The 18,745-nt window shown below is 63.2% G+C and carries 6 protein-coding genes; 5 read left to right on the forward strand and 1 reads right to left on the reverse strand.

What is annotated here, in order from left to right; genetic code table 11:
• Window positions 1-22 precede the first annotated feature (22 nt).
• Window positions 23-1,177 carry a hypothetical protein gene (locus P5205_15530; protein HSA11771.1) on the reverse strand — a complete coding sequence of 385 codons (1,155 nt, stop codon included), beginning with the start codon at window positions 1,175-1,177 and terminating at the stop codon, window positions 23-25.
• A 1,047-nt stretch (window positions 1,178-2,224) separates the two neighbouring features.
• On the opposite strand from P5205_15530, the gene P5205_15535 reads away from it, so the two are divergent.
• The 5 genes from P5205_15535 (at window position 2,225) to P5205_15555 (ending at window position 18,681) form a co-directional block, all read left to right on the forward strand.
• Complete coding sequence (locus P5205_15535) at window positions 2,225-7,480, forward strand: choice-of-anchor Q domain-containing protein (protein HSA11772.1); 5,256 nt, start codon at window positions 2,225-2,227, stop codon at window positions 7,478-7,480.
• Between the two features lie 407 nt (window positions 7,481-7,887).
• On the forward strand, window positions 7,888-8,934 hold the full coding sequence (locus P5205_15540; protein HSA11773.1) for a hypothetical protein: 1,047 nt from the start codon (window positions 7,888-7,890) through the stop codon (window positions 8,932-8,934).
• Between the two features lie 22 nt (window positions 8,935-8,956).
• Window positions 8,957-9,961, forward strand: coding sequence for a hypothetical protein (locus P5205_15545; GenBank protein HSA11774.1), 1,005 nt, complete (start codon window positions 8,957-8,959; stop codon window positions 9,959-9,961).
• A 2-nt stretch (window positions 9,962-9,963) separates the two neighbouring features.
• On the forward strand, window positions 9,964-13,944 hold the full coding sequence (locus tag P5205_15550) for a hypothetical protein (GenBank protein ID HSA11775.1): 3,981 nt from the start codon (window positions 9,964-9,966) through the stop codon (window positions 13,942-13,944).
• A 327-nt stretch (window positions 13,945-14,271) separates the two neighbouring features.
• Window positions 14,272-18,681 carry a hypothetical protein gene (locus P5205_15555; GenBank protein ID HSA11776.1) on the forward strand — a complete coding sequence of 1,470 codons (4,410 nt, stop codon included), beginning with the start codon at window positions 14,272-14,274 and terminating at the stop codon, window positions 18,679-18,681.
• Window positions 18,682-18,745: the final 64 nt, after the last annotated feature.

Consider the following 18,745-nt stretch of genomic DNA (forward strand, 5'->3'; position numbering starts at 1 on the left):
GGCCCGTTCCGGGCCTCCCCGGTTACCTGCTCGATTGCCTCGCGAAATCCTCCAACCGCTGCTTTACCTTCTGCAATGGGCGTTGCAGCTTCGCAAACCGCGGGTCCGCCAGCCACTCCTGCACCACCTGCAACGAAGCCGCGTCCCGGCTGGTCAACGCCGCGCGGTCGGGGGTGGGCGTCGAGGTCAGGAGATTGTGGGAGATCATGTAATTGGCGTTGGGGAACACCCCGGCGAACTGCGCCAGTTCCGCCGCGCTGCGCCCGGGGGCCAGCAGGTAACTCTCCAGCACCTGCCGTTGCTGCGGGTCGCGCACGTCCGCGCGGGCGAAATAGTCGGCCCGCGTCGCTTCCCGGCCCTGCATCATCTCCGGCGCCGCCTCCAGCGCCGAAAGAAGCTGGGACGCGTCGTTGATGATCATCCGGTCCAGGGCCAGATAGGCCGCATGAGACACGGCAGAATTGTCTTGTCGGCGAACCAGGTCGGCCAGGGCCGGGGCAAGGTTGGTGTCGCCCAGGAACACCGCTGCGTCAAATGCTTCGAGGTAACCCACCGACGGATCCCGCTGCCAGGGTTCGTATCGCAGCAGCTCGGCGATCTTCTGTCCCAGCAGAGCGCGCCCCGAAGGGCTCGTGTCCCCGACAGCCAAGCTGCGCAGCGCCACGGCCCACTCATCCGGCGAATCCATCCGGCTGAGAATGATCCGCGCGTAAGCCGCGGCAGCCGCAGGATCCAGGCGCCCCAATTGGTCCAGCAGGAAGGTCCTCAAAGTCGGCGCCTCGGTCAGCGAGCCGCCGCCGCCCACCTTGAACCCCTGACCTGTTGGCGCGTCGGCCTTGGAATCAAGGAGCTGACGAATGGCGGCCGCCGTGTCGTTCGCGGAGCCGCCAAGCAGCGCTTGCCGCAATACTGCCAGCGCCTGCTGTTTCCCGGCCGCGTCGGATGCGTTTGCCAAAGCCACCTTTGCCGCCCGCAATTGGTCTCCCAGTTCGGCCTTCGCCCCGCCCGCGGCCCCGGCCGCACCCGCCGGTGAAGTCACTTCTTGGGGGAGAGCGTTGGAGGAAACCAGAGCCGAGCCGCCAGGATCCGTGCCGCGCGACCGCCGCCAAACCACCAGCGCCAGCACGATCAACAGCACAGCCGCACCGCCATACCACTTTAGACCCTGGACGCGCATTTCTCTCTGTGACCATGAACTACCACGCCGCCAGCCGCCAGCCAAGTACAAACCCACGGCGGACGTTCCGTCAGCTACCGAGCATCGCCACTCAACCGCTCTGAGGGTATCCGGTCTAACACCCTGTCTTTGCGTCACTTAATTGCACATCTGCTGCACAAGTTGCCCAAACACGTATAGTTACCCAGCCAAAGTCGAAGCGATTTGGTCGAACGACGACTGGGATCAGACCGTGGCTCACAAAGAAGCCTCCTCTAGTCCAAACCGGCACCACACCGTATCCTCACCGTATCCACACCGTATCCACACCGTAGGTTCAATTACCTAACCCACTGGAGTCAGCCGACTTACGCGAATTCACGACTCCATCCGAAACAGCGTCTCCGAGGCTGCCAACGGCCGAACCCATCATAAGTGCGGCATCCGCCGGCCCGGTGGACCGAGAGTTGTTCAGCCAGCACGACGGCATAGCTTTTAGAGGGTTCGTCAGCCTAGCCGGTGAAGCAGGCTCCGGAGACCGGCTTCCGGGCGGTGTATTCGAAGCGGGGCAGTTTGAGATGGCTCATTTGGGTCCAGTAATGCGGGATGTCCTGTAGGTATTGGGTGTCGGTGGAGTGCCGAGCAAAGAGCCGCCAGAGCCTTTTGATGGAGCGCAGTTGCTTCTTAGTAGCAGGTTTCTTTTTGCGTGGGCGCACCAGACCCGGCTTTTAACGCAGAACTCGGACCATGGCGTTGGGGCTGCAAGGTAAGGCGAACTCGTGGTGGAGGCGTTCAGCGCCGAAGCCGGTTTGTCGGCGCAGTTTGACAATCTGGACTTCCCAAGTCGCAGAGATCTGCTGAGGGCAGTGCTTGGGCCGGCGGCTCCGTTCGGCCAAAGACCAAGGCTAGCCGGGCTGGTAACGACGCAGCTCATCCTTGCGCCGACTACTCAACACTTTGATCTTTACAGGGGGTCACGATGTGCCCAGCCCTTCCCAACTCAATGCCAAAACTCACTTGTTACCGGAAACCGCATTTGATATTATCCGGCTCAGGTAAGCTGTCGCCATGAAGATCCCTCCGCGCCCATGCTGCTGCTGCCGGATAGCTTCTGCAACAAGGAAGCAAGCCCTGGAACCTAAACTGAACTCACTCGTCCTTGCCGTCGCGTGCCTGACCTTACTTTGCTCCGCGCCCATTGGTCTGCGGGCCGCGACCATTGCCGTCACCAGCACCGCCGATAGCGGCCCGGGCACCTTGCGCAATGCACTGGCTGGCGCCGCCAATGGCGACACCATTGACGTCACCGGCCTCTCCGGCACGATCACGCTGACCAGCGGCCAACTGACTGTTTCCAATAGCGTGACCCTCCTCGGCCCCGGTGCCGGCACGTTGACCGTGAGCGGCAACCACGCCTCCCGCGTGTTCGACGTCACCGGCACCAACGTGACCATCCGCGGGCTGGCGATCGCCAACGGCCAGGGGGCCGTCGACGGCGCCGGCCTCAGGACCGGTGGTCCTGTGGGCAGCATCGTCACGCTCAGCGACTGCGTCGTCACCAACAACACCACGTCGCTCGGCAGCGCCGGCATCTTCAACAGCGCGGGGGTAACTCTAACCCTCAGCAACTGCACCATCGCCGGCAATAGTGCTCCGAGCGGCAACGCCGGCGGCATCTACAACGGCAATGGCACAGTCACCCTCACCGCCTGCACCGTCAGCGGCAACTTCGCCTACTATGTCGGCGGCGGGATCTTTAACGACGGGGCTGCGGGTGGCGCGACCCTGACGATCACCGCCAGCACCATCAGCAGCAACTCGGCGTATTCGGGTGGCGGCGTCCTCAACTACGGCCAGTCCGGCAGCGCGATGTTGACCATCAGCGCCAGCACGTTGAGTGGCAACTCGGCCTACTCCTACGGGGGCGGCGCCATCTACAACAACGGCTGGTCCGGAAACGGGACAGTGCGGATCAACGCCAGCACCATTAGCAGCAATTCGGCCGCGTACGGCGGCGCCATCTTCAACGACGTTTCCGGTGGTGTCGCCCTGGTGCAGATGGGCGACACGATCCTGGCCGCCGGCAGCCGGGGCGCGAACGTCTCCAACAGCGGCGGCACGATCACCTCCGCCGGCTACAACCTCAGCAGTGACAACGCGGCCGGCTTCCTCACCGGGCCCGGCGACCGGACCAACACCGACCCGCTGCTGGGCCCGTTGCAGGACAACGGCGGCCCGACGTGGACGCACGCGCTCCTGACGAACAGCCCGGCCATTGACCAGGGCAAAAGCAATGCCATCACCAACCTGGCCCGCGCCACGGACCAGCGCGGGCTGTCCAACATTTCGGACTTCCCGGCCGTCACCAACGCCGCGGGCGGCGACGGCAGCGACATCGGCGCTCTTGAGGTGCAAAACACCCCGGTGCCGTCCATCCCCGCCGCTGCCTACACCTTCAGTACGCTGGCGGGAAGGTCGTGGTGGGGCAGCGCCGACGGCGTGGGCGACCAGGCGCAGTTCAGCTATCCTAGTGGCATCACGGCGGACAGTGCGGGCAACCTCTATGTGACGGATTCCGGCAACAGCACGATCCGGAAGATTACCCCCGCCGGGGTAGTGAGCACCATCGCCGGCCTGGCCGGAATGCTGGGCGGCAGCGCGGACGGCATCGGCAGCAATGCGCGATTCTCCGGCCCCTCCAGCATCGCGGCGGACAGCGCGGGCAATCTCTTTGTGGCGGATACAGGCAACAGCACGATTCGAAAGGTCACCCCCACCGGGGTGGTGAGCACAGTTGCCGGTCTGGCCGGCGATGCCGGCACCAACGACGGCATTGGCGGTAACGCGCGATTCTATAACCCCCGGGGCATCACGGTGGACAGCACGGGCAATCTCTTTGTGGCAGATTGCAACAACCACACGATTCGGAAGATCACTCCGGTGGGAACCAACTGGGTGGTGAGCACGCTGGCCGGTCAGGCCGGGCAGGAGGGTTCCAACGACGGCACGAACAGCAACGCGGGGTTCCACAGCCCTCATGGCATCACGGTGGACGGCGCCGGCAACCTCTATGTGGCAGATATGAATAATGGCACGATTCGGAAGGTCACTCCGGCAGGGACCAACTGGGTCGTGAGCACCATTGCTGGCCAGGTTTACAGTTGCAGCGGCGCTGACGGCACGAATACCGACGCGCGATTCTGCAATCCCGAAGGCATCACGGCCGACAGCGCGGGCAATCTCTATGTGGCGGATTCACGCAACGACACCATTCGGAAGATTACCCCCGAAGGAACCAACTGGGTGGTGAGCACCCTGGCCGGCTTGGCTCAAACCGAGGGCAGCGCCAACGGCACCGGCAGCGACGCGCGATTCGACTCGCCCTCTGCTCTCACTGTGGACAGCGCGGGCAACCTCTTTGTGGCCGATACGGAGAACCACACGATTCGGACGGTCACCTCCGCCGGAGTGGTGACCACCCTCGCCGGTTCGGCCGTGGGTCATGAGAGCGGCTCCGATGACGGCACCGGCAGCAACGCGCGATTTTACTTCCCCGCTGGCATCGCGGTGAACAGCGCCGGCAATCTCTTCGTCACGGATTCAGCCAACAACACGATCCGAACGATTACCTCCGCCGGGGTGGTAAACACCTTGGCCGGGTCGGCCGGAACCAACGGCAGCGCCGACGGAGCCGGCGGCCACGCGCGCTTTGATCGCCCCGGCGGCATCTCGTTGGACGGCGCGGGCAATCTCTTTGTGGCGGATACAGCCAACCATACCGTTCGGAAGGTTACCTCCGCCGGGATGGTGAGCACCATTGCCGGTGTGGCCGGAACCAACGGCACCGCCGACGGCACGGGCAGCAACGCGCGATTCGACACGCCGTGGGGCATCGCCAGGGACCTCGCGGGCAATTGCTACGTGGCGGACAGTGCGAACTTCACGATTCGGAAGCTGTCTCCCGTTGGCACCAACTGGGCCGTGAGCACCATCGCCGGCCTGGCTGGAGCTGAGGGCACCGCCGACGGCACGGGCAGCGACGCTCGATTCGGAGGCGCTTATGGCATCACGGTGGACAATGCGGGGAAAGTTTACGTGGTGGATACCGGGAACAAAACCATCCGGAAGCTCAGTCCCATTGGTACCAACTGGGTGGTGAACACATTGGCCGGTCAGCCAGGCATGTGGGGCACCAACGACGGCCCGGGCAGCAGCGCACAATTCGCGCAGCCCATCGGCATCGCGGTGGACGGCGCGGGCAATCTCTTTGTGTCGGACTACTGGACGATCCGGAAGATCACCCCCGTCGGCACTAACTGGGTGGTCAGCACCATCGGTGGTCTGCCCTACAACTACGGCAGCACCGATGGCACCGGCCAGGACGCCAGGTTCTACTATCCCATGGGCATCGCGGTGGACGACGCGGGCAACCTGTATCTGGCAGACGGCTTCAACAACCTCATTCGCAAGGCTTTGTTCACGTCGTATGGCGCGGCCAACGCGATGGCCTTCACTCCGCCGCCGATGAGCGGGCAGTTGGTGGTAAAGCTGCTACCGGCCGAAGCCAAGGGCCAGTGGCGGTTTGGGTGGGACCAGTTCTGGCGCAACACCGGCGACGTCGTATCCAACCTCGTGCCGGGCAATTATCCCGTGGTGTTCCGCGACGTGCCCGGTTACCTCGCCTATCCCCCTACCACTTCGGTGGCCGTGCTCCCCAATGCCACGAGCTATCTGACCAACCAGTATCTGCCCACGTTCGCGCCGGATGTGGGCGGCACCGGTTCGCTCATGGTGGGCATCGGCCCGAACCGGCCCCCCGGCGCGGGCTGGCGGTTCATTGGCGAGACGGCCTGGCGCGCCGCTTACACCAACGTCTCGGGGTTGCTGCCGGACACCTATTACGTCGAGTTTGCGCCGGTAAGCGGCTGGTCCCGCCCGCTGAGCCTGGCGGCCCAGGTCTCTGGTGGCCAGCAATCGGTGGTGACGGCAAACTATACGTTCGCCCAGACACCGCCGAGTGGCGTCATGTTGCCGCACCCGGTTCCGGCCACCAACATCAACGACCTGGCCACCTGTCCCTTTGGTTACAACGGCCAATTGCTCACCGACATGGGCTACGGCAGCGGGGTGGCGGTGGATGCCAACGTGGTGCTGACCGCGGCGCACCTCGTCTTCAACGATTTCGCCCTTGCCTACGCGGAGCATGCCTACTGGTTCTTCCAGCGCCAAGCCGGCGTGTTCGAGCCGGAGCCGATGGCCGCGCGCGGCTGGTACATGTTGAGCGGCTACGCCTCCCAGCGCACCAACGACTTGCTGGGCGGCTTGAGCCCCGAGCAGTCCAGCCCGCAGTCGCGCAACCTGGACGTGGCAGCGTTGTATTTCCCGTCCCCCGTGGCAGGCGGAGGCTATGGCGGCTACCTGCCGTCCGACGCCGAACCCAACATTTGGCTGACGGGCACCACGCTCAAGATGCTCGTGGGCTATCCCGTGGACGGGTCGCAGTTGGGCGACGCGAGCATCGTGCCGGGGCAGATGTACCAGACCGAGCCGCAACCCTATCCGTTGACCCTGGCCACTGATCCCGTGCCGGGCCAGCAGGTTTACGTTGCCCCCTGGTTCCTGAGCTACCCGGGCAACAGCGGCGGCCCGCTGTACGTGCAAATGAACGGCTATTACTATCCGGCCGGCGTGTATTTGGGGACGCTGTATAACGGCACTCAACCGTATGCCTCGCTGGTGCGGGCGATTGACAGCGCGGTAGTGAACCTGATCACCAACGCGGCAATGCTGGGCGACGCTGGCACCAACTACACCGGCGGCGGGGTGATCACGATCACCGTCGGCGGTGGCAGCGGCAGCCTCGCCTACTTGCAGGTGAACCTTGGCCCGCCCGCCGCGGTCGCTGGCGGCGCGGCATGGCGGCGGCAAGGAACCGCTGACTGGTGCGGCAACTCGCCGTTCACGGTCACGGTCCCGCAGGGCGGATCGGCGGCGCTCGAGTTCAAGCCCGTCGCCGGCTGGAACCTGCCGTCGGCCCAGGCCATCACCCTCACCCTCGGTCAACTGACCACAGCCTCCGCGCTCTACACCCAGTCCACGCCGGTTCGGCTGAGCGATCCGCGCGTGCTGCCCGATGGCGCCCTGGCCATGACGCTGGAGGGGGTCCTGGGCTGCGTCTATTCGATCACGGGCTCAACTAACCTGCTTGAGCCGCTGACAAACTGGGCGGAGGTCCTGCGCCTGACCAACTCGACCGGCCAAACCGCCTTCACCAACCCGCCTCCACCCGCCACCCCCTTCTATTACCGCGCCAAACAACTCTGAACCTCGAAGACCTGATCGCTCAAGGTGAGCCAGGCAAGGCCAAGGCTGATATACGTTCCTGGAACAGAGGCGGTATCGTGATGGACTGATGGACCTTGCGGTCGCTTTTTCCTTGCCGGCGGGAGGGCACCTCTATATCCATATCCTATCCAAACCGATAAGGCAGATGTGTGCGTAGGTTGAGGCAGCGGATGATTGGACTAAGCGAGTGCCGGAAGTGCGGGATGTCGCCCGTTATCTCAGGCCCGTGTGGTGTTCCCCGAGAAGTCCTTCGTCGGTCTTACGATCCATCTCCCAATCTTCCCTTCTGCTGGAGCGCACAAATGCGACCAAATGGTTCGAGCTGGTGTGCTCGACCTCCAAGTGACAGTCGGCGGCTGCATAAGCCTGCCTTCCCGTTGAAACCAATGAAGACTAGAATCTGCCCCGCCCTCATCCTTGCGACTCTTGTGTTTGCTGGTACCGCCTGCGCTCAAGGGGTTCCGCCACTGGTCAACTACCAGGGCCGGCTCTCGAACCCGGACGGTACGCCGCTGGCTACCGCCGACTACCAGCTCACCTTCAACATCTACGACTCCGCCACCAATAGCACGGGCCTAGTCTGGGGACCGCAGGTGTTTGACGGTCAGGCCGAACAGGGTCACGGGCCGCGGATTCCCGTCGTCCAGGGCTACTTCAACGTCATGCTCGGCCCGGTGGACACCAGCAACCGTTCCCTCGCCGATGCTTTCTATGCCACCAACCGCTTCGTCGAAGTCACCGTCAGCAACCACGCGCCGGTCCTACCGCGCCAGCAGATCCTGAGCACGCCCTACGCCTTCCAAGCCGGCAACGCGGCGAAGCTTACAGGATATGATTGGAGCGCTTTGTTTGGGACGAACAACCCGGCAGATGGAAAGGTGGACGGCTCGCGCATCGTGTCCAACAGCATCACGGCAGCGCAACTGGCAACCATGACAATTACCTCGAACCAGATCGCGACCGGTTCTATATCTCCGGACCGCCTGGCGCTCTCAGTTCTAGGAACGAATGTTCCGGCTGGCGGGCTCGCTGTCAGTGACTCCTGCGGCTGGTTCACGAGCCCAACTCCAACGACCCCAACCGTCGTAAGCAACTTCACTGTGAGCATCACCACGAGCGGAAACCCCGTGGAGGTGTCCTTTGTGTCGGATGGCAGCACGAATCTGGCGTCCTTTGCCGCTTCAACATGCAGCGGCGCTCCGATAGTTCAACTGCGCTTGCTCCGGGACCTGCTTCTCGTCGGAGATCAGGAGCTCTATGTCAACGGGAGCGTTGCGGGTGGGGTTGATCGCATCTGGGCACCTCCTGGCGCGTTCAAATTCCTGGATTCTCCTCCGCCCGGCCCCCACACGTACCAAGTCCAGTTTTTGGTGAACTCAACCTGTTCTGTCGGTAGCGCCCGTTACATCCGCATGCTCGCTCGTGAACTCTAACGCCTGGTTGGTTTCCAAAGCTATGATCTCAAACCACTTTCGTCCGGTCGCTCTCGCCGCTTGGCTCTGCTCAGTGTTTATCGTTACTGCACAATCCGTCCCAGCCCTGGTGAATTACCAGGGCCGGCTGTCGAATCCGGACGGCTCGCCCTTGGCCACCGCCGACTACCAGCTCACCTTCAACATCTACGACTCGGCCACCAACAGCACTGGCCTGGTCTGGGGGCCGCAGGTGTTCGACGGCCAGATTGGCCAGGGCCACGCTGCGCGCATCCCCGTCGTCCAAGGCTACTTCAACGTCATGCTGGGCCCGGTGGACAGCAACGGCGCCTCGTTAGCCAACGCCTTCAACGCCACCAACCGCTACGTTGAAATCACCGTCAGCAACCGCTCTCCGATCCTGCCGCGCCAGCAGATTCTGAGCGCTCCATATGCCTTGCAGGCCGGCAATGCGGCGAAGCTGGCAGGCTATGATTGGAGTGCGGTGTTCGGCATCAACGACCCTCTCAACGGCAGGATTGCCGGCACCAACCTGGCCGATGGTACGGTCTGGCCGTCGAAACTGGCGCCGCGAACGGGCAATCAGTCGGCACCACTGGGGGGCCTGGCGATCTCGACGAACGTGAGCCTCTCACCAGCATATTTCGCAAACCCGGCTTCCGTGCCTGGACTGCAAGTGTCGCTGGTGACCTCGGGAAGGCCGGTCATGGTCTTTCTGACCAGCGGAGCGTCGGAAGGAGAGTATTCGTGCTTCTGGACGCAAGCCAGTGGAGGAGGTGCTTCGACGTATGGTGCCGTTTTGGCTTATCGCGGCTCGACCCACATCGGAACTGAGCAATTCACCTTCTATGACGGTATCAACGCCTATGCTGGATTCACCATGCCAACCTCGATGTTCCGGTTCCTGGATTTCTCTCCAGCCGGAACCAACACCTACACCATCAAGTTGTGGTCTATCGGGGCTGGGGGAGATTCCCGCTACCAGGTTGGTCTTTCAAACGTTCGCTTGGCCGCAGTGGAGCTTTAGTTATGAAGAGCGGGAAGAACAACCATCATTGCATTGTGGGTGCCGCCAGCTGGATCAACGGCTGGCCGTTGCTTTTGGCGACCTCGCTGCACCTGCTCGCCCAGGCCGACTCCAGCCGCACGGACTACCGCAATGAGGTCTTCGACCCGGCGCTCACTAGCCAGCAGTGGACGACGCTGACCCAGGCACTGTCGGTGGCATTCTACAGCGGTAATATCGGCGACGCCCCTGGTTCCCCCAACGCCTTCAGCTCGGCCAAGACCAACAGCCCTACGGACGGGGCGGTTTATCTGACCCAATCCATTATCGGCCAGCCGGTGGGGGTGACGACGGTGCCTTTCAACTTGAGCGTGAGCGGCAGCGGCACGGTCACCCCCGCCCCGGATGCCTATACCTGGGCTAACTGGTATCAACTGGGCCAGACGGTGACACTGACGGCGCAGCCAGGCCGCTACTATGTCTTCGCCGGATGGAGCGATGGCAATCTTGCCAATCCCCGCACGGTGGTTGCGGTCCCCAGCAATAGCTACGTCGCCGTCTTCACTAATACTCTCGCGCTGGAGACGAACGCGTTTAGCCGTGTGGTGCCATTCGGCACACCGCTGGTGCTGCTTGACGGGCAGTACTACTCCAACAACGTTGTGCCCGCTGCCAACGGCACAGTCTTTACGCTGCTGATCACCAACAGCTTCCCGAGCGGAACCAACTACTACTCAGTCAACAATGCTGCGTACGTGCCTTACACCGGTCCCGTCCCGGTTACGGCGCCCTTTTCAATACGGGCGCGTGGCTACTCGCAGGATGGCCTGACGTCACAGGACGCCGACCGGGTGAACAGCATCAGCGTGAATACTCCCGGCGGCGGCACAATCGCTGTTACTTCACAGACAGACTTTTACACGGGAGCGAACTCCGTCACTTTGACGGCGTCGGGCGAGTCAGGCTGGAGCTTCCTTAATTGGACCAACGATGCCGACGGCGGGGATAATCCTAAGGCGTTGGTCATGACCAACAGCCGGACGGTGCAGGCGGTTTTTGGCGCGCCTGTGGTTACCACTGGCACCGCCCTCCACGGCACCATTCGGCGGGAGCCCGATCTGACACTTTATCCCTACGGCTCGACCGTGCGGTTATCCGCAATGCCCGATGCCGGCTACTACTTCGATTCCTGGAACGGCGCGCTGAATGGCCGCACGGACACGCCCGTTGACTTCATCGTCACCAACGCCAGCCCGGTGTCGACGAACACGGCCAAGTTCTTCGAGCTAGGCGTGAACATGTACTCGCTCACGCTGCTCAAGAGCGGCTATGGAACGGTGACCGTCACCCCTGCCGGATGGTCCTACGCCAGCGGCACGCTGGTGACCCTGAGCAACAATCCCGCGCCCGGCCAGAGCTTCATCGGCTGGTCTGGAGACGCTAACAACACCAACAACCCCATCACCGTCAGCATGACGGCCAGCAAGACTATCACCGCCAACTTCGCCGTCACGCAACCGCTCTTCGTGCTGTCGGCCGACAGTTACGAAGTGAGCGAGAGCGCAGGTGCGTTGGTCGTGCCGGTGCTGAACCTTGGCGTGCTGGGCGGCTCTGTCACCTTGTCCACGCTCGACGCCACAGCCGTCGCCGGCTCGGATTACACGACCAACTATACCGCGATCACCAGCCTCAGCGGCCCATCCACGAACTACGTGAGCATCCCCATCCGCCAGCAGTGGTTGAATGGCCCCGACAAGACCTTCCAGGTCAGCCTGAGCGGCGCGACCACGAATCTCGGCAGTCCCAGCGCGGCCCTGGTTAGCATTCATTACGATGCGGCTCCGACGACCAACGGCTCATCTTTCGCCCAGGCTTTTCCCGAGCCTGCTCCTGACCGCAGCGGCAGCTTGCGGGTGACGCTCCTGCCGGAAAACATCGGCGGCCAGTGGCGGTTTGAATGGGAGCGGGGCTGGCGCAACGGCGGCATTCTGGTAACAAATCTGGAGCAGGCGAATTATCCCCTGGCCTTTCGCCAGTTGCCTGGCTACATCGTGCCCGAGCTGCCGCTGCAGGCGGTGTTTGCGCATGCGCCTACGACTGAGGTGACCAATCAGTATGCCGGCGCAGGGGGAGGCTTGGGCTGGTTGACGGTGAACCTTGGACCAAGTGTGGTGACCAACAGCGGCTGGCGCCTGCTGGGGGAGCCGGATTGGAGGGCGGGCGGGTCTACCGCCGCCAACCTCGCACCCGGAGCCCGGCTGGTTGAGTTCAAACCGGTGAGCGGCCTGTCGGCCCCCGCCACACGGGAGGTGGAAGTCTTTGCCAACCAGGGAACCTTGATCTCGGGTTATTACCTGATTGTGACACCACCACCATACGATGTGGCATTGCCGACGCCCTTGCCGGACGCCAGCGTTATCAGCGCCGGTTTGACCAACTCACCGCGGTTGCCCTACGCCTTCAACGGCCAACTCCAATCGGATGTGGGCTATGGGAGCGGGGTGGCGGTGCGCGACAGGGTGGTGCTTACGGCCGCGCACGTGGTGTTCAACGACACTGCCCTTTCCTACGTCGGCCAGGTGAACTGGTTCTTCCAGAAGCACAGCGGGGAGATGGACCCCAATCCCATGCCCCTGTCGGCCCGCGGCTGGTATCTGGCTTCCGGTTACGCCGCACAGCGCGTTTACGACCTGACCAACGGCTATTCTCCCGGCGTCTCCAGCCCGCAATCCCGGTACTGGGACGTGGCGGCGCTCTACTTCCTGTCGCCGGCGGCCCGGGGCGGTTATGGGGGTTATCTGGCGTCGGACATGCCGACCAACCAGTGGCTGGGCAATCCGCTCCCCAAGATGCTGGTGGGGTATCCGGTGGACGGAGCTTCGGCCGGCTACACCAACGTCGTGCCCGGCCGAATGCACGCCGTCGCGCCCAACAACTACGCCTTCACGCTGCAAAACGACCAGGTGTATGCCAGCGGGGACTTCCTGAGCTTCCCCGGGAACAGCGGTGGGCCGCTGTGTGTGCTCTACACCAACAATGTGTTCTACCCCGCGGGGGTGTATTTGGGCACGCTGAACGGCGCCTCGGTCGTGCACGGCATTGACAGCAACGTGGTCAACCTGATCACGCTGGCGGCGACGCTGGGGGACGCGGGCACCAACCAGACGGGGGGCGGGGTGATTACGATTACGGTGGCCGGTGGAAGTGGGCTGCTGGCCTATGTGCAGGTGAACATCGGGCCGCCGGCGGCGCTGGCCGCAGGAGCGGCGTGGCGGCTGCAAGGGAGCACCAACTGGTCAACTGGCACCAACGACATGGTGGCCGTGGCGGGGGGCGCTTCGGCCATACTGGAATTCAAATCCATTCCAGGCTGGAACCTGCCGACCAACGCGACCATAGCGCTGGCCTTGGGAGATCGAGTACTTGTGCCGGCGCTCTATACCCGCGCAGCACAACTCAACGTGAGCCCAGCCGAAGGGCTGACTGCCAGCGGCTATGTCGGCGGGCCGTTCACACCGCCGAGCCTGACTTACACCCTCACCAACATGGGTGAGACCAGCCTGGACTGGGAGGTGAGCAAGACGGCGGAGTGGCTCTCGCTGTCTTCAGCCAGTGGGACGCTGGCCGCAGGACACGGGGCTGAAATCACGCTCAGTCTGAACGCCCAGGCCGCCAGCCTAGTCCCAGGCACCTACTCGAACACGATCACTTTCGCCAATCTCAGCACGGGCATCGGCAACACGAACTTCCCTGTGAGCCTCATCGTGGCCGCGCACCCGCTGGCCCACCTCACAAGCCTAAACCTGCTCGCCGACGGTGCGGTCGCCATAACCCTGGAGGGGCCCCCAGGCCGCGTCTATGCCATCCTGGGTTCTGCCAATCTGCTCACTCCGCTCACCAACTGGCCCGAAGTGCTGCGCCTGACCAACGCCACCGGCCAGATTACTTTCACCAACCCGCCCCCCGCCGTCACGCCGCAGTATTACCGCGCCAGGCAGCTCTGAGGGCTGCAACCGCTGCCTATTCATGGCCGGCTGCGCCCGAGGACGGGCGCACTCCGGTGGCAGTGCCCAAATGGGCCTCCGAGCCGGACCTGTCAGAATGCTGCTTGCCAGTTAATTCAAGCACATTACGATGCGGGCCTGCAGGCTATGGAAACGGATTAGAGCACAGCCAAACGCATTTGCCGTGAAATGAAAACCCAGCTTCATACCACAACCATCCATTCCCGAGGCTTTAAATCAATATGTGCGCTCTTGACAGCGCTTGGTCTGTTGACGGGCAGCGCCAAGGGAGCATGCCCTGAGCCGACAGGCGCCCCACCGCCCGTCATGCTACCGCTGGAAATGCAACAGGATTTTGTAGTGGTGCAGTTTTTGACACAGCCGGGCTTCGACTACTGGATCCTAGGCACCCATGACCCCGATAATCCCGACAGCCTTTGGTTCTACCTCGGGCAGATGTCCGCCTCGGGAACCACCACGTCTTTCGTTGACGGTACAAGCGGGAATGAGCCCGTCCGTTACTACCAGGTTTATGAAGGCCCCACTGGGCTGTACAGCCGCAATGCAGTCGGGTATGTCAGGAGGGCGCTGCCGACGGGGTTCACGCACGTGGTCACCCCTCGACATTTCCCCAACACGGTTGGCGCCATGTTCCCCTCCGCTCCCGATGGCGCCGCTATCATTGATGCGCTTGGCAATACAAATTACTGCAGCAACTATGGTTACGGCGACGCCGAATGGGATGATCCGGACATGATGATCGCGCCGGCGCAATCTTATACCTTCTACAACCCGAATCCGAGCGACTGGCATGCGGTTTTTGCCGGGGTGTTCATTCCAGAGTTCTCAGTGCCTTTCGACTGCGTCTATGCGACTCCTTTCACGTTCACCACCCTGGCCGGACGCGCGGCCCAGGGCAGCGCCGACGGCAGCGGCACCGCCGCCCAGTTTAACAACCCCCAGGCGATTGCCGCGCGCCACGTGGGGACTGGCTACGAACTTTACGTCGCAGACCGGGACAACCACACCCTGCGCAAGGTGGTCAACGGAGTGGTAACCACACTCGCCGGGTTGCCAGGCAGTCCCGGCAGCCAGGACGGCACGACAAACACGGCGCGATTCTCCGCGCCGTCGGGTGTTGCGGTGAGCGCCAGTGGCACAGTTTACGTTGCGGACGGGAACAATCACACGATCCGCAAGGTCACCCCTCAAGGGGTGGTCACCACGCTGGCCGGATTGCCCGGACTGACGGGCGGCCAGGATGGCCAGTCTGGCGAGGCTCGCTTTAACAGTCCCTGCGGCCTCGCTTTGGACAATGCGGGCACACTCTATGTCGCGGATAAGATGAATCACACGATTCGTGCCATAACGCCCGCCGGGCTGGTCACCACGCTCGCCGGCGGGTTGGGCCTTTGTGGCTCCAACGACGGCACGGGCAGCGCGGCCCGGTTCTCCCATCCTACAGGCGTTGCGGTGGACGGAGCCGGCAATGTCTATGTCGCGGATGCGGACAATTCCACGATCCGCAAGGTGACGCCGTCGGGGGTCGTCACGACTCTGGCGGGCATGGCCGGGAGTTACGGTTCCGGCGACGGCCCGAGCCTTTCAGCAAGGTTTACTCTGCCGCAAAGCATTACGGTGGACAACGCGACCAACCTCTACGTCGCGGACTCGATGAATCATACCGTTCGAAAGCTGACGCCGCAGGGCACTGGTTGGGTGGTCAGCACCCTGGCAGGACTGGCAGGAGTCAGTGGCAGTGAGGATGATGCTGGCAGCGCTGCCCGGTTCAAGAGTCCTGCGGGGGTCGCCGTGGACAGTCAGGGCCGAATATATGTCGCGGACACACGCAACAACCTGATCCGCAGAATCACCTCGGCGGGGTCGGTAAGCACCATTGCGGGAGACGTTTGGGCAGGAACTCCCGGGAGCACCGATGGCAAAGGCAACGCCGCGACGTTTTCCACGCCCTCCGGCGCGGCAGTGGATTCTTCGCGTAACATCTATGTGGCTGACGCTGCCAGCAGCATCATTCGAGTGGTTAATTCGCAGGGATACGTTTCCACGCTGGCCGGCAATCCCGGCATCAACGGCAGCGTCGATGGCATAGGCAGCGAAGCCCTCTTTTATGGCCCCTCCGGCGTGGCGGTGGACAGCGTAGGGAACGTGTATGTTGCCGACACCACCAACCACACCATCCGCTATATCAACTGGGATGGAGAAGTGGTCACAATGGCCGGCATCCCCGGCAATCCCGGGAGCAACGATGGCCCCATGGAAACGGCTCGGTTTAAATATCCGTCTGGCGTGGCGGTGGACAGTAATGGGACCGTTTATGTTGCCGACCGCGACAATCATTCCATCCGGATGGTGACGTTCTGGGGAGAGGTCAGCACCGTGGCGGGGCTGGCGGGAGCCGCCGGCGCAGCGGACGGCACGAATAGCGCGGCCCGGTTCAACCACCCGTGCGGCGTGGCGGTGGATGGCGCGGGCGTTCTCTATGTGGCGGATCGCGACAACCATACGGTTCGGAAGATTGTGCCGCAGGGTGACGATTGGGTGGTCACTACGCTGGTGGGCAGGGCACAGACCGTCGGCACCGCTGATGGCATGGGCGGGCTGGCAAGTTTTCTGGAGCCGTGCGGGGTGGCGGTGGACAGCGCGGGCAATCTGTACGTCACCGAGAGGCTCGGTTACACCGTTCGAAAAATCACGCCCGCTGGCGAGGTCACCACGCTGGCTGGCCACACCAAATCCGCCGGCAGCCTCGACGGCACAGGCCCCGGAGCATGGTTTAACAAGCCACTCGGGGTGGCGGTGGATGACCGCGGCGAAGTTTACGTGGCGGATTCCGGCAACAACATCATCCGCAAAGGAGTCTTTCGTCAGTACGTTTCGACCAATGCCGTGCCTTACACCCAGCCGCCGATGACTGGGAGCCTGGTCGTGACCCTGCTTCCATCCGGCGTGCCGGGGCAATGGCGGTTTCCCTGGGAACTGGGTTGGCACAGCAGCGGCGAGGTTGTGTCCAACCTTGTCGCAGGGAACTATCCTGTCGAGTTCCGCAACCCCCCCGGCTACGTGTTGATTGCCACCAACGACTTCATTGCCGTGGTGAGGACCAACACAACAACCTGGGTCACCAACCAGTATTTGCCCACGCTGGGCGGCCCGCCGCAAACGGGCTGGCTGAAGGTGAACATCAGCGGCAGCGTGCCCACCGGCGGCGCTTGGAGACTGCGGGGCGAGACGACATGGCGGGCGTCGGGTTCAACCGCGACCAACCTCTTGCCCGACATTTACGGGGTTGAGTTTGCGCCGGTGAGCGGGATGAGCAGGCCGCCCGGCTTGGCCGCTCAAGTGGTGGCAAACCAAGGGACCGAAGTTTCGTCCGGCAGTTACAGCATGGCCCTGGCGCCGTCCCCGGGGGTAGCCCTGCCGGCAGTGGTGCCTTCGATGAAGATCAGCAACCTGTCCGCGTTCCCCTTCGGCTTCAACGGTCAGTTGCTTTCGGATGCGGGCTGGGGCAGCGGCGTGGCGGTGCGGCCCAACGTGGTGCTGACGGCGGCGCATGTGGTCTTCAACGACCAGACTCTTTCCTATGTCGGGAAGCTGCACTGGTTTTTCCGGCGGGACGCGGGAGTCTTTGAACCCGAGCCTTTGGCGGCACGGGGTTGGTATGTGTTGGGCAGCTATGCGGCCCAGCGGACCAACGACTTGTCACCGAGCGGCGGCTACGGTGTTGGCCAGGGCAGTCCTGCGTCGCGCAATCTGGACGTGGCGGCGATCTACTTCCCCTCCCCGGTGGCGGGGGGAGGTTACGGGGGCTATCTTCCGTCAGACATGGTGCCGAATCCGTGGCTGACGGGCACGAGCCCGAAGATGCTGGCAGGCTACCCGGTGGACGGTTCGATGTTCGGCGACGCCACGATCGTCCCCGGCAAGATGTACCAAACGGGGCCGTCCAATGCCGTGTTCACCCTGGCCACGAACCAGGTTTTCAACCCACAGGTCTATACGGCGTCCTGGCTGTTGAGTTACCCGGGCAACAGCGGCGGACCGTTGTACGTGGATTACAACGGCTATTATTACCCGGCGGGAGTCTATTTGGGCACGCTGTATAACGGCGTGGTGCCGTATGCCTCGCTGGTGCGGGGGATAGACAGCACCGTGGAGAGCCTGATCGCCGGGGCGCAGGAGCTGGGGGATTCGGGAACCAACGGCACGGGCGGCGGGGTGATTACAATCACGGCGGGCAGCGGGAGCGGCAAGCTGGCTTACTTGCAGGTGAACCTCGGCCCGGAAGCGGCCGTTAATGCGGGTGCGGCCTGGCGGTTGGCAGGGAGTAGCTCCTGGTGCGGGAACTCGCCTTTCACCGTCACGGTCCCGCAGGGCGGTTCGGCGGTACTTGAGTTCAAGCCTATCCCGGGCTGGGACCTGCCTGCCTCGCAGGATGTGGATTTGACCTTGGGTGGACTGAGAACCACAATCGCCCTCTACACGCAGTCGGTGCCGGTTCGGTTGAGCGGGGTGCGCGTCCTGCCCGATGGCGCTCTCGCCATGACGCTGGAAGGAACCCCCGGCGGCATCTATGCCGTCCTGGCCTCCGGCAACCTGCTCACTCCGCTTGCCAACTGGCCCGAGGTCCTCCGCCTCACCAACACCACCGGCCAGACCACCTTCACCAACCCGCCCCCAGCCGTCACGCCGCAGTATTACCGCGCCAGGGAGCTCTGATCCCTGCAAACGGCATGCTTCAAGAATGGGAAAGGACCTTCGCGCGCTCTGACTTCTGCTCCAA

Source organism: Candidatus Paceibacterota bacterium, assembly GCA_035452965.1.
Classification (GTDB): domain Bacteria; phylum Verrucomicrobiota; class Verrucomicrobiia; order Limisphaerales; family UBA8199; genus UBA8199.